The following is a 13,101-nucleotide window of genomic DNA, read 5'->3' as shown; positions in this document are numbered from 1 at the left end:
ATAAAGACCGCTTTTTTGAGTTAGCGGGGTAAAATAGCCCAATATTGGCTTACTGCCCTTTCGTCATGAATGAGACTGTGCGGCTAAACCTGTTAATTTGGGCGCAAAATCTTGGCGCAATTGCAGCAAAAATTTGCGCTTAGGATGGCGTTCAGAGTCGTTCTAAGAATTGCTCTAATTAGAGAGTTGCTAAGAATTGCTCTTATTAGAGCGTGGCTAAGAATTGAAATAGGGCTTAGTTGAAACTATTTAAGATGCATAATGAAATCAAATAATGATGAACCCAGATAAGAATATTGCTAAGTGCTCTCCAAAAAGCCAGACAATGATAACCATCAGCCGCAAGGCTTTGTCCTGCAAGGCTCTCAAATGATCGACTCCAGAACATCTAGCAAAAACGGCGTGAATGTGGATCTATTTTTTATTCCACTGAGTGATATTTCATTGCCGCAAACATCACTCGCTCAGTCTTGGTTAAGTGATGATGAACTCGCTAAGGTCGCGCGTTATCGCGATCCCAAGGCGCAAATGAAGGGATTACAGGTCAGGGCAGCGTTGCGGGCCGTGTTATCTCGCTATGCGGATTTATCGCCACACGAGTGGTGTTTTGAATATGGCGCTAAGGGTAAGCCGAGTTTAACGGCAAAATTGCAACAGCAAACAGGGCTTGAGTTTAACCTAAGCCATAGCGGCGATTGGTTATTGATTGGTGTGACTCAGTTTCATGGTGTTGAGTCTGGGTTATTTGGGGTTGATATTGAAAGATCGCGGCCGAAGACGGATATCTATCCAATCCTAAATCATTATTTTTCCGCCCAAGAAACTGCGGCTTTGTTGACCCTTGTCGATGAAGCGAGTCAGCGGCAGCGCTTTTTCGATTTATGGGCGTTAAAGGAATCCTATATTAAGGCGACTGGCCTAGGTTTAGCGCAGTCGCTTAAATCCTTCGGCTTTGATCTTAAGCCATTCGAACAATTGGTGGCCGGATCGGTTGAGCTTAGATACCAAGATGCTGCGTTGATGCCGTTCTGTGGTGTAGCGCCTTTGCTGAGTGTCTATCCTAATATTCCGCTGCAAACCATTGATGCAAGTTCATTGTATTGGCAAACCTATTTTGGGCGTTTGACCGAGGAATACCGTTTTGCCGTGAGCTTAGGGTATGCTGGCAACACCGAGATTTCCATAATGCTAACGGCGCAACTGAGCAGCATAGAAGCCTTACTTGCCGATTATGGTTAACTGGTCTTATTCATCTTCGGTTAAACATTGCTGGGTATAGTAACGCCCATAATATTTTGAATTTGAATGAAATAAATGAGGTTTAGCAATGAAACGGATTAAGTGCCTAATACCTGCCACTATGATGGTGTTGCTATCTGGTTGTGGTTATTTTGGTGGCGATGAAAAGCAGCAATTAGAGCAGGCTTGGTTAGCCCAAGATCCACAGTTGCAGCAAGTGGTTGAGCAAATTCGTGCCAATGGCTTAGATGTTGTGGCTCAAAGCGCGGCAGCAGGCACAGTTTCGGCCTGTGTGGCTGAAAAACTCAGCCAAGATCCGCTGGGTAAGTTAGTCAATGTTGAAGGCTCGCTGGTGGAGTCCGCTAAGGTGGCAGAGTTGCTGGGTGACTTACAGAAAGTAATGGAGCAAGACATCAGTTTTGATCAGGTCGCGAGCTTGTTACAAAAGGGCGCCGATGCGGCGGCTTATGCTAAAAGTCTTATCGAGCAACAAGGTTTAGATCAAGCCTTACAAAGCCTTAAGCAAATGGTGACCGCGAGCGAGCAATTTGCCCAGCAAGACTTAGGCGCGCATTTTCAGCAGTTATTGCTTGAGTGCAAAACTTCAGTCCCAACGCCAGAGTCTGCGAATTAATTTTCTTACTTTAATCTGGCCTTTAAAGATTGCACGAGAGAACATGTCGTGCAAATGGCTATCCGTACTTCACTCTTGCTTACAGAACACGACTCGCCAAGTGTCAGAATGGTTAGTGCTAGTGTGATTTTTCCATAAAAACGCCCTGAAGGTTCAGGGCGTTGATTTGGTTATTTCGTGCTTGGTAGTGGGACGATTTCAAAGCTTTCATCGAACTTTACTAAGGTCGACGCTATCTTACCGAAGGCATCTTTATCACCTTCTAACTTGGCAGTACCCTTAGCCAGTAACTCTTTAAGTGTGACTTTTCCGAGTAAAATCCCCGTAATATAGCGTTTATCAATATAAAGATTGGCATCGGCCTCCATCGGTTTATCAACCTTAATATTGCTTAAATTACCGTTACTTAGTTCAACATAGAGCGTTTCTTGGGTGTCGGGGTTAATCACATTAAGCCTGATTAGCCCAAGTTCAGCAGCTTTGAGGCTATCGACTTTTACGGCGAGGAAGTCAAATAGGGTCGATATGTCCATTTCTCCTAAAATATCTGCAGAGGCCGATTTAGGCGCGCCGGGTTGAATGCCTACGCGTAACTCTTGGGCGCCAGTGAGGTAAATGTTGCGCCAGCCAGCACCTTCGGCTTGATAACCCAGTTGCTCATAGGTATCGGCAAGTAATTGTCTTGCCTCTTTGTTATTAGGTTCTGCCATCACGACTTTATTGAGTGCGGTGGCCACAAAACGGTACTCGCCTTGGGCATAGTCGGCTTTGGCGTGTTTCACTACGGCTTTGGCACCGCCCATATACTCCACAAATTTCGTCGCTTCATCTTTTGTCGGTAGTGGGTTTAAGTTGGCGGGATTCATATCGAAATAGCCAAGGTACATGTTGTACACGGCTTTGGCATTATGGCTGTAGGTGCCATGGTAACCATTGGTGTACCAAGTATCGCGCACAGCCTTAGGGATAGTGGTTTGAATCGCATCGCCAATATCTTGAATACCCACGCCATTATTGGCTAAACGCAGGGTTTGATTATGCACTAGGCCATAGTTATCCCTTTGCATTCTTAAGTATTGGTTTATATCAGTATTGCCAAATACGGGGGCTGAGTGGGCAGTGAATATAACCTGTGCATCATTACCAAAATGAGTCAGTAATTCGTTGATATCCTTAGACCATTTTATCGCATCTCGGACTTTTGCCCCGCGTAAGGTATAAATGTTGTGCATGCCGTGGTAGGTGAGCTCTGCGGTCCACAATGCTTTCATTGAGGGAATATAGGTGGCCATTTCCGAGGCGGCTTCTGTGCCTGAGGCATCCATAAACACCATGTCGATACCATCAATAGTGAGTGTTTCCCACTTGTCTTTGGCATTTAAGGTGACATCGGGTTTAACGTAGGTCACTTCGCCTTTGGATAATCCCTTAGCAAGTGCGGCATCGACAATGCCTTGATCGTTTCGCTCTAATGTGGCGCCGTATTGATAGGCGGCGCGGCGGCTCATGGCATTACCGGCAAGCACGTTTTCGTCGACAATTTCTTTGGTGATGTTATTGGAACCATAGACTTTGACGTTTGGGAACATATCTTTGATGGCGCGGGAGCCGCCAAAATGATCTCCATGACTGTGGGAATAAATCATTGCGACTACGGGTAAGTCATTGCCCTCGGGCAAGTGTTTAAGCGCAAACTTAAGGGATTGCTTTGCTGACTCTTTGGTGAGCAGTACGTCATAAAGGATCCAGCCCGTTTTACCGCGGATAAGGGTTAAGTTCGATAAGTCGGTGCCACGAACTTGATAAATGCCATCTGTGACCTTGTATAAGCCGTTAGACACCATATTCAATTGAGCTTGGCGATAAAGTGAAGGGTTTACTGTGTCTGGGGTTTTGTCGCCAATAAAGCTGAAATCGGCACGTAAAATGGCTGCTGTTGGTTCATCTAGTTCAGCAATAAGATTTTTAGAAAACTCTTCAAAGGCTTTTTTATCGGCAAAATTAAGGCTTGCTGCCGTGGCTTTGTTTACCGCAATGGTTTGCTCGGTGGCAGGCTTTCCCTGATAGTGCAGGCTAATATGTTCATGCTCATGTTCAGCGGCCACGGCGCTTAAAGAGAAGCTTGCGATAATACTCATTGTCATCAAAGATTTTTGCATTATTTTACCTACCGAAAAGTGGGATAGTGTCGTTGATGGTTTGAGTATAGCCAGCTTGTGTATTTAGATAACTCGAGTTAGCTTGGGTTGTAATATTCATATAGTGAATGAGTGCACTCCCTTATGCCGACACGAAAGCCATTAGATTTAAATTTATTACGCGTGTTTATGGTGGTTTACCGTACTCGTTCATTCACCCAAGCGGCGCAGGAGTTAGATTTAACTCAGTCATCTGTGAGCAATGCGATAAGCCGGTTTAGGGCTTGGGTCGGGGAGTCGCTGTTTAATCGCGTTGGACGGGGAATTGAGCCTACATCGGTGGCACGGGAGATGTACCGTAAATTTGAGCAGCCCATGGCGGATATTGAAACCGTATTACTGGGGTTTGAGCATTTTGATCCTACCTCGAGCCAGCGGCGCTTTTATGTATATGCTAATGAGTCAGTTATCGAAGCGCTGCAATCAGGCGTGCAGGCTTTGTTACAGAATGCGGATATTGAAGTCATTTTCCGCGAGTCGCCGCCGCAGGAGGATGAGCTATATCGCGATATTTTGCTTGAGCGGGTTGCCGTTGCCATAGACATTAAGCCCGCGCAGCAAAGTTTGCTCTCGAGTAAATTACTCTTCACCGAAACCCTCGTTTGTATCGTCAGTTTGCAGCATCCCCGTATTCAAGGTGTCATTAGCCATGAACAGTATTTTGAGGAGAAACACGTCTTTTTGAATCTAAGGCGTTTTAATTTGACTGCGGGGGATTTGTTTACCGAAGGCGTGTTACCAAGGCGCAAAATGTACAGTGAGCAATCATCTTTATTGAGTATGTTTGCAACTGTCGGCAAAAGTGAGGCGATAGGCATAGCGCCTTTGCGGTACGCCAGTCAGTACGCTGAGATGTTCGGCTTACAGATTTTACCTATGCCCCTGAAAACAAGGCCAATTGATTTGTATATGGTGTGGAGCAGTAAATATACCCAAAACCCGAGCCACCAATGGCTACGGCGTTTATTGCTTAATGCGAGTGCAAACACTGTGAATAAAAAAGCTCTGAATCTAGCGAGCAGCTAGGGCTAGCGATTCAGAGCTTTGTTGCAGTTTTTAAACCTTATTTTCTATCTCAGATTGTTAATCTAATCGCCTAAGAAGGTCATTACTGTCTTGCGAGTCTGTGGCTTTCACCAGGTTGCTCGAAGTCACTGCGATAAGGGTTGATATCTAAACCACCGCGACGCGTGTAGCGGGCGTAAACTGTCAATTTAGTGCAATGGCAAAAACGTTTTAAATCGACGAAAATTCGCTCGACACATTGCTCGTGGAATTCGTTATGTTGGCGGAAAGAAATCAAATAGCGCAGCAGTTTCTCGCGATCGATTTTAGGGCCTTGATAACGGATCATCACGCTGCCCCAATCGGGTTGCGAAGTGATCAAACAGTTGGATTTCAGCAGGTTTGAATTAAGTGTTTCCGCGACCGTTTGCTTATCGTCTGTACTGTTAACTAAGTAATCAGGATTAAAACTATAATCGCTGACTTCAATATCGAGATCGTCAATACAAGTGCCAGGTAACTCAATAATACGCTGAATACCAAAGCTTTTTGGCTCGATAATCTTAACGCTAACATCACCTTGAGCACACTGACTTAAGTCTTGCACTAAGGTTTTTTGCAGTGAATCTAGGCTATCAAACTTGGTTTGATTAAAGCTATTGAGATACAGTTTGAACGATTTCGACTCAATCAGATTCAGGCTTTCATAGCTTAAATGAAATTCAGCTATGGCCACCATAGGCTTACCTTTGGCATTTAACCAAGACAGCTCATAACCCGTCCAGATATCGGCACCATGAAACGGTAACGTCCCAGTGAGTGCAATAGCATTACGGTTTAGTGAGCGTGGAACCCCTTGCAGCAGCGACGCATCATACTCGGCTTGGTAGTCGGTGGCTTTACCTAAAGTCAGGCCAACAAGCGCTTGCGCATCACTATAGGGATCGTGATTCTGTGTCATCAATACTGTTTCCATGTCAAAATAGGCGCACATTATACCTGAAATTGGATTGTGCTTAAGTGTCTTGTCTGCCCGCACTCGATAAATTTTTGCAAAACTATCATCAAGCTTACTTAACGAGTTTAGGTGAACTACCGCGTTATTACCCACAGGGTGAGCCTTCTGTGTGTATTCAAGGCGAATTTCAACCGGATCTTGAACAGGCCGTTTCTTGGCAGCCAGTGAAACGCAAAGTTGAAGGCAGTTTCGCCAATGTAGAGCATGCACTGGAGTTAACTTTATGGCCAGAGATCAATGATTTTTACGGTCATTATTTCTCCGCCCCAGTATTATTTGACTCTAAGTGGGGCACGGGGGAGTTACTGCAAGTCTGGAATGATGACGATTTTAACTGCCTGCAACAAAACTTAATTGGTCATCTGATGATGAAGAAAAAACTGAAGCAGTTACCGACTTGGTTTATCGGTCTGTTAGATGAGGGAGATAAAATGCTCACCATCAATAACAGTGATGGTAGCGTATGGATTGAAATCCCTGGTGAAGTGCAATCTGAGCAATTGTCCTCGAGTTTGACTGCGTTTATCGAAGCATTATCGCCACGGATAGCACCACCCGTTAAACATGAAGAATTACCTATGCCAGCATTAGAACATCCTGGTATTTTCGCCAGTTTTAAACGTATGTGGCAAAACCTTTTCGGTAAACGTTAACTTCTGTGAGCGAAATTTTTATTATCAACCTAAGTATTAACTCAACCTAAGCGTGGCTTATCTTAGGTTGAGTTCTGCAAGGGGATAAACAGATGTTATTGATGATCCCAAGACAGATTCGACACTATGCGGCAAGGCTCGCAGCGAAAATGGAACATATCCAATAAAGGTTCATCGAGTTTCCAATCATGACTGCCACAACGTGGGCAAGGTCGCGTTTTTTCTGTGGCTAAATCTTGGCCGCCAACGCGATATAAGTAGTAATAGGTCGGGATCTGAGTGAGATATTCGATACGACCGCGCAAATCCCAACCTCTGCGAAATAAATCACTGTCAGGACTCGATAATTCCTCTAGCGCGGCAAATTCTGCCTTAGTGGCCGCCGCCATTTGCAGCTCGTCGCAGGCTTGCCATTCGCTCTGCCAACGGATAATACGTTTATGATCGCCATTAAAGGTTGCGGGTATACGGTACAGGGGAATGGGCAATAAATTGTCGCCGCTGCGTAGGGGCGAGCACATATGCACAAAACTGGTGTATAGCAGTTGCCAGCTGGGTGTTTCGGTATTACTTACTTCAGAATTGATATCCTGACCAATAAACTTTTCCCGCGGCGCGAGTAGTTTAGCGTCGGTTAATTCTACTAAGGCTTTTTTGACCCAAGGGCTGTGATATTTGTGCGCTAAACTGCTTTTCTCTGGCATCAATAAACGCACTCTAAACTCACCGTCATTAAAGGCGACCGCAAATTCTCGTCCTAAGATTTGGCCATTAGCTCGATAGGCTTCAAGGAGCTGATTAATGGCCTTCTCGGCGGCAGATATCGTGGTGTCGGCGAAGCATTCGAAGCGCAGTTCAGTAACAAACATTAAGCTGTTTTTCCTTGGATTTCTAATAAGTTGATGCGTTGTTTAAGTTCAAGCAGTTCGTTTTTTAATTGCATTATTTCTGTTTTTTGCTGCTCAGCATGACGTTCAAAATACGCCTGTTGTATCTGCAGGCGCTCGGCGAGCACTGCAAGGGTTAAGGTATCGTTAGTTGCGGGAGTGTCAGTTGTAGGGCTGATAGTTTGCAACTCAGCTAAACGCTCGCGATCCGCCTTAGGCATAGATTTAAATTGCTGTAAGCCTTGGATCAATATAGGTAAAGGTAGGCTACTACCTAAACGGGTTTTAATTAAGGCAAGGCTCGGTACTTTACCGCAGGCTTCGAGCGAACGTGCGGCCGCTAATACTTGGTCAAGGGGACTCATAATTAGCAAAATTCCTTAATTTGTTGAATTGTTTAAACCAATTTTAAAATAATAATTATTTTTTTCATTTAAAAACAGTGTGTTGTCTTGTGGCATTTATTTTGCTTATTGTCCAGCCGAAATACCATTTTTTAAGCTTCAATAATAATTACACAGGATGTCACATGATGAACCATAAATTGAATAACAAACTTATCGCCATCACTTTTTTAGGGCTCGCAAGCTTAGGTCTTAGCGGCTGCGTGGTCAATGTCGGTGATGGAGAATCGGGCTGGGATAGCAGCGAATCTTGGGAGAAAGTGCAGGATAAAAATCGCACTAACTTAACCAAACTGAGCTTAGGCATGCCTAAAGACCAAGTGATGATCTTAATGGGCACCGCTGATTTTAGTGAAGCCTATATTCAACAAAGTGCTCAACAAGGTGAAGCCAATAAAGAAGTCTTAGTGTTGTTTTATCGTACCCAGCGTAATAATGGCGATGGAAAAACCACTAAGGATGAATGCACGCCTATCGTGCTGAGCAACAATGCCTTAGTGGGTTGGGGTGAAACGGCTTACGGTAAAATCTGAACCAACGAGTCTTATCGTTTACGTAGCTGAGTGTCTAATTGCTCAATGGGCTCAGTCCAGAGGGCATCGGCTTCTAAACCTTCAATGATAAAGCTCTTTTGGGCAGGGGTCCAAAAGGGCGCTTGGCTTAAATGGATGTGATGGTCGATATCATGGGTTGCAATAAACTGCGCTATGGCCTCGTCGCTACTGTCTAAACCGAGTTGCTCAAACAAGTGGCTTAAGTCTACTGGAGTTGTATCCATCATTATTTCCTTTTCAGTATAGTGCCTTCGTTTAGAGTAAGCGCCTGATTGAAAAATGCAATCTATGATTAAAATTTGCACTTTTTAGTTTCCTTGGTAGATTAACAGTTACGCATAAAAAGTGTGAGCTAAGTCAAGGAATGCTAACGATGGACAATGAAATTCTGGAGGACTGCCGTGCAGTCTATTTGACAGCGGAAGACTTACGCATTGCCGCTTCTATTCTCTATAACGCTTACCATGATGATCCTTTTTTTGTCGATTCACTCTTTACCTCAGACAAAGCCGCTTATGAGCAAAAATTGCGCGCCGCAATCAGGGAAGAACTCAATACGTTATGGCAACAAAAACAAGCCCTCATTGGTTTATTCGACCATGAAAGACTCTTTGGGTTAGCCTGTGTCGTTACTCAAGAAGTGCCTTTAGGGGAAGGGCGTTATTGGCATTGGCGCTTAAAGATGTTGTTAGGTACAGGTTGGCAATCGACTCAAGCGCTAATGAACAAAGAGTCCAGTATTATTGAACTTTTACCCAGTAAGCACTGCGGTATTTTGCAGTTTATTGCTCTTGCACCAAATGAACAGCACAAAGGACTTGGACATAAGTTAGTACAAGCTGTGGTGAGTTGGTGTGATGAGCAGCCTGATTTGGATGGCATTGGTGTGTTTATCGCTCAGGAGAACCACTTGCAACTGTTTACTCAGCATGACTTTGTATCCATAGGCGAGCTGAGTATTGGCAGTATTCATGGCCAACTTTTATTCTATTCGGTTCAACAAGATGACTAACTCTTATAAACGTTTCGCCGATTTTTATCCTTTCTATTTATCCCAACACCAGCACCCGATTTGTCGGCAATTACACTTTGTTGGCAGTTGTTTAGTTCTGCTGCTGATTGGCATTGCCTTGGTTTCACAAGCCTGGTGGCTATGTTGGTTCATTCCTATTGTTGGTTATGGTTTTGCGTGGGTGGGACACTTCGTATTTGAGAAGAATCGACCCGCGACATTTCAGTATCCTTTTTACAGTTTGATGGCAGATTGGGTGATGTTTGCGCAGATGATCCGCCGCTTTTTTAAACGTTAAAAAAATTGCCAGAGTGAGATGCCCATGCCCGTGTGAGAGATCGCTTACAAACGTTGTAGGACATAATGTTTTCTTTTTGATTGTTTTTTGTTCTGCAACATTTAATTTTAAATAGAATCATTGGGTTGTATTTATTTTCCTTTGGTTGGTCCGTAATTAATTTTGTAGTCCGTTCTTTGAGCCGAACAAAAACGTTAGGGTTAACGTAGAATTCACTCATGGCCAAAGCAAATGGATAGCAAGGAAAGCGAAACAGGCCAAAGGGACGCAAGAAGCAACGAATTAAGATTTCAAGGTTGAAATCGCTGACGGTAGGAAAACTGTCATTCGCCTAGGATAGGCTAAGGAAAAGCAGGATTGCTTTTCAAGGATGATTAGGGACAGTGAGTTTTATCGTCAGGATGATGAATTTCAGGAAGAATACAGGACACGCTTAAGGATTAAGCATGAACTCGAAACAGGATGTGTCGAGATAAGGATAAAGTATAAGGGTGAACAGCTTGTACTAATCTATGGAAAATAAATTTTGCAGGATGCAATAGGAATACGTCATAGGAAGTGACAGGCTCTGTAAAAAGGATTTACAGGTCAAGGGACTGAGTGTTATCTCACGTAAGTTTGATACACAGGGACAAAAAGGAATTACAGGGACGATGCAGGACGCAAGCAGACGCATGGATGGTGCAGGGAGCACAAATCGAGCAGGACGGCTTACAAAGGATAAATGGGGCGCACTTTAGTTGCGCCCTTTTCTTTGGTTCATTTTCAGCATTAATCTGGCTTTGCCAAGCTATAACGCTATTCACACAGACTTTATCTTAACTCTGCTTAAAGACTTCTCACCGTAAAGCATGTTCACCAGTCCTACTTCTCTTATTGCCCAATGATTTACTCTCTGTGTTGTCTGTGTTGTCTGTGTTCTGGTCATGCGCCGAATGCTTGTCGAATTTTGAGCGATAGCGGTTTATGCATAAGTCCTCAGGGGAGACATCTAGCGTTTTGCTTACTTTTGATTCGAATTGCCATCTTCCGTGTAAGAGATCTCCTACAAGTATGTAAGTAATTTGTAGGTTAAAAGGATGGTTATGTCTTGGGGGTTGTTATTATTTATATTCATATCAGTAGGTTAACCTGTTTGTTATCAGTTGAGCTCACCATTTTTGTTAACATTTTAAATAATCCACAATGAGTACTTTCGTTGGTTGGCGTAGAATTCATCTTGTAGAAGGAATTGCGGGCAACAGGATGTTGGCGATCAGGATGATCGAACAGTGACTAAGGAATGTTACTTAAGGAAAGATAGGGATATATGCCTTTCAGGATGAAAGAGAGCCAATGCCAAGGAAGGGAGACTATCAAGGATTGATAGACTCATTGCATAGGATGGCAATGGCACAGGGAGTGCAATTGAAATTGAATGGATGCAATACCCGTTTCATGGATGATGATGGAACCGCTCAGGAAAGAGCAAGCTTGGGACTGGATGACCAAGAGATAGGGAAGTACATGAGTACAAGGACCTCAAGGATTGAGCAGGGATGAAGCAGGACGCAGATTGACGCATGGATGGTGCAGGGAGCACAAAAATAGCGGGATAGCTTAACAGAGAATAGGAGGGCGTGGCTTTAGGGCCGCGCCCTTTCTTTTTTAACTTTTACAGTGAGTTATTTTGTAGCACCAGAGAATGACTGATTATTCTCAATGTTGGCTCACATTTTATTTGAGCCAACATTGTCGATAAAAGCTTAATGGCATTTGCCTGAGTTACAACCACTTTGCGTACCACACCCGCCAAACTTACCCTGTGACGTCGGCGCTTCTTGCCATTCGGGCTCAGGGAAGATAGGCCATTCAATCTTTTGAATTTTCTTGCCTTGCATCCAAATATGGCCACGGTATTGGTTAATGCCGTCGGTGCTGAATTCAAATAAATATTTCGCCTTCCAGCAGATCCCCGTCGTGCCGCCAATGCTAGGGCGGGCAGTTTCCATGGCAATGGCTAACAGTTGAACTTTTTGTCGCCAACATTCTTTTTCGGCAAAAATACGGCTCAACTCTGCCATTTGGCGTAGTTGCCAAAAGAATGCGGCAATCACGACGAGGCCAATAATTAACAGTAAATCTGACATCATTTGCTAGCTGCCTTAAACAAACCACCTATGGCTTGTGATAGTTGAACACTTCGATTGGGATTTCTTAATTCGCCTAGTAGTTGATTGCGCAAACTAGGAATAGCCACAATATCAGCAAAGACCTGATTAAAAAAGGCTTGGGGCTGCAGTGCCAGAGCTTCTAAGTAAAGACTGCGACTTGAATCTTGTTTTAATACCGACCAGTTACGTCCGGCAATGCTGATGAGGGCATTGGTATCTAAAGAGGATTGGCCGTGTAGATGCGCAAACGCTTTTTGGCTGTGTTTGGCGCTAGAAGCCAAAGCGCGAAGGAAATAGGCTTGGTGTTCTGGCGCTGCGTCTTGAAGTTTCGCGAGAATCTTATCGGCGAGTGTGTCGCTAATCAGTAAGTGTTCAAGGCATTGGCATAGGGCGATTTGCACTTCGATGGCGGCTGTATCAAAACTCGATACCAAGTGCTGCTCATGATCAAATTCTTTTGTGCGTACACACACATCGGCTATGCCTTGCATTCCAATATGTTGCCATTGTGATGGGGCAATTTGGCCTGACAGATATTGCACGGCAAACTCGTATTGTGATGAAGCGCGCTGGCCAAGTTGTTTACGAACGAGTGCGTTAAATACGGCAAGTTTTTCCTGGCTTGGCTTGAAATTAAACGGATTATTCGCGAGTCGTTCTTGCTGCTCATCACTGAGTGGCTGAGTGGGATCTTGCCCTAATGCCGCTAATATCATTTCGATAAATTGTGAGCGCGGTGCAGGCGACAGTAATCCTTGCTCATCTAACGCCAGTTTTAGAAACCAAATAAAGTGTTGCTGGCTCGCATCCCAAAAGACAATAGCAAATTGTGCATGCCCTTGAATGGGATAAGGATAAGGGGCTGACAGAGATTCGATTTGGTGAAACGCGAGCATATCAATATGTTGCACCCTACGGCCAAGATCATACACTTGGAACTGGGTTTTGGCTGTGGTTAAAAACTGGCTTAAAGTAGTAATTTCAGTCATTTGGCTGCCATATCAATCAAAGAGGCTCAATAAATTGGCGCCATTATAGGGGGAAGT

General features: G+C 44.2%; 14 protein-coding genes. 7 read left to right on the top strand and 7 right to left on the bottom strand.

Translation table 11 applies throughout. From position 1 onward, the window contains the following. Window positions 1–369 precede the first annotated feature (369 nt). Window positions 370–1,239 (top strand): 4'-phosphopantetheinyl transferase family protein, encoded by an 870-nt coding sequence (locus L5M51_RS08135; protein WP_317629933.1) that lies wholly within the window; start codon window positions 370–372, stop codon window positions 1,237–1,239. A gap of 88 nt (window positions 1,240–1,327) precedes the next feature. Continuing rightward, a complete protein-coding gene (locus L5M51_RS08130) occupies window positions 1,328–1,873 on the top strand; it encodes a hypothetical protein (protein WP_105249737.1) in 546 nt (181 codons plus the stop codon). Window positions 1,874–2,043: 170 nt separating this feature from the next. On the opposite strand, the gene L5M51_RS08125 is transcribed toward L5M51_RS08130, so the two are convergent. Beyond that, the gene (locus tag L5M51_RS08125; RefSeq protein ID WP_263160679.1) at window positions 2,044–4,032 is read right to left on the bottom strand and encodes an alkyl/aryl-sulfatase; all 1,989 of its coding nucleotides are present in this window, start codon (window positions 4,030–4,032) and stop codon (window positions 2,044–2,046) included. 123 nt (window positions 4,033–4,155) lie between these two features. Between L5M51_RS08125 and L5M51_RS08120 the strand changes: the two genes are divergently transcribed. Continuing rightward, on the top strand, window positions 4,156–5,097 hold the full coding sequence (locus L5M51_RS08120; RefSeq protein WP_219250172.1) for a LysR family transcriptional regulator: 942 nt from the start codon (window positions 4,156–4,158) through the stop codon (window positions 5,095–5,097). A gap of 82 nt (window positions 5,098–5,179) precedes the next feature. On the opposite strand, the gene queF is transcribed toward L5M51_RS08120, so the two are convergent. Beyond that, window positions 5,180–6,037: an NADPH-dependent 7-cyano-7-deazaguanine reductase QueF gene (gene queF, locus L5M51_RS08115; RefSeq protein WP_105249734.1), complete on the bottom strand. Its 858-nt coding sequence runs from the start codon at window positions 6,035–6,037 to the stop codon at window positions 5,180–5,182. A gap of 59 nt (window positions 6,038–6,096) precedes the next feature. On the opposite strand from queF, the gene syd reads away from it, so the two are divergent. Then, window positions 6,097–6,747: a SecY-interacting protein gene (syd, locus tag L5M51_RS08110; protein WP_263172271.1), complete on the top strand. Its 651-nt coding sequence runs from the start codon at window positions 6,097–6,099 to the stop codon at window positions 6,745–6,747. A 95-nt stretch (window positions 6,748–6,842) separates the two neighbouring features. Here the strand turns inward: syd and L5M51_RS08105 are convergent, their stop codons facing one another. Together L5M51_RS08105 and L5M51_RS08100 are read right to left on the bottom strand one after the other, a co-directional pair. Continuing rightward, the gene (locus tag L5M51_RS08105; RefSeq protein WP_105249732.1) at window positions 6,843–7,616 is read right to left on the bottom strand and encodes a Zn-ribbon-containing protein; all 774 of its coding nucleotides are present in this window, start codon (window positions 7,614–7,616) and stop codon (window positions 6,843–6,845) included. Then, window positions 7,616–7,999, bottom strand: a complete 384-nt coding sequence (locus L5M51_RS08100) for an ELKS/Rab6-interacting/CAST family protein (RefSeq protein ID WP_263172270.1) — start codon at window positions 7,997–7,999, stop codon at window positions 7,616–7,618. The genes L5M51_RS08105 and L5M51_RS08100 overlap by 1 nt, the downstream gene beginning before the upstream one ends. Window positions 8,000–8,163: 164 nt before the next feature. Here L5M51_RS08100 and L5M51_RS08095 point away from each other — a divergent pair, with 164 nt between their 5' ends. Next, entirely contained in the window at window positions 8,164–8,571 is a 408-nt protein-coding gene (locus L5M51_RS08095; protein WP_028760621.1) for a DUF3192 domain-containing protein, read from the top strand. Between the two features lie 11 nt (window positions 8,572–8,582). Here L5M51_RS08095 and L5M51_RS08090 read toward each other — a convergent pair whose 3' ends face one another. Then, complete coding sequence (locus L5M51_RS08090) at window positions 8,583–8,816, bottom strand: DUF2789 domain-containing protein (protein WP_028760620.1); 234 nt, start codon at window positions 8,814–8,816, stop codon at window positions 8,583–8,585. A 149-nt stretch (window positions 8,817–8,965) separates the two neighbouring features. Here L5M51_RS08090 and L5M51_RS08085 point away from each other — a divergent pair, with 149 nt between their 5' ends. Both L5M51_RS08085 and L5M51_RS08080 read left to right on the top strand, forming a co-directional pair. Continuing rightward, window positions 8,966–9,604, top strand: a complete 639-nt coding sequence (locus L5M51_RS08085; protein ID WP_131523813.1) for a GNAT family N-acetyltransferase — start codon at window positions 8,966–8,968, stop codon at window positions 9,602–9,604. Then, entirely contained in the window at window positions 9,597–9,902 is a 306-nt protein-coding gene (locus L5M51_RS08080; RefSeq protein WP_168823197.1) for a DUF962 domain-containing protein, read from the top strand. Before L5M51_RS08085 ends, L5M51_RS08080 begins: the two co-directional genes overlap by 8 nt. 1,745 nt (window positions 9,903–11,647) lie before the next feature. On the opposite strand, the gene L5M51_RS08075 is transcribed toward L5M51_RS08080, so the two are convergent. Both L5M51_RS08075 and L5M51_RS08070 read right to left on the bottom strand, forming a co-directional pair. Beyond that, a complete protein-coding gene (locus tag L5M51_RS08075; protein ID WP_028760616.1) occupies window positions 11,648–12,034 on the bottom strand; it encodes a DUF3301 domain-containing protein in 387 nt (128 codons plus the stop codon). Continuing rightward, on the bottom strand, window positions 12,031–13,044 hold the full coding sequence (locus L5M51_RS08070) for a DUF3549 family protein (protein ID WP_168823196.1): 1,014 nt from the start codon (window positions 13,042–13,044) through the stop codon (window positions 12,031–12,033). Before L5M51_RS08070 ends, L5M51_RS08075 begins: the two co-directional genes overlap by 4 nt. Between the last annotated feature and the right edge of the window lie 57 nt (window positions 13,045–13,101).

This window comes from Shewanella sp. SM73 (genome assembly GCF_025653795.1).
Taxonomy (GTDB): Bacteria; Pseudomonadota; Gammaproteobacteria; order Enterobacterales; family Shewanellaceae; genus Shewanella; species Shewanella oncorhynchi.
The sequence above is the reverse complement of the archived record's forward strand: the minus strand, read 5'-3'. Positions and strand labels throughout refer to the sequence as shown.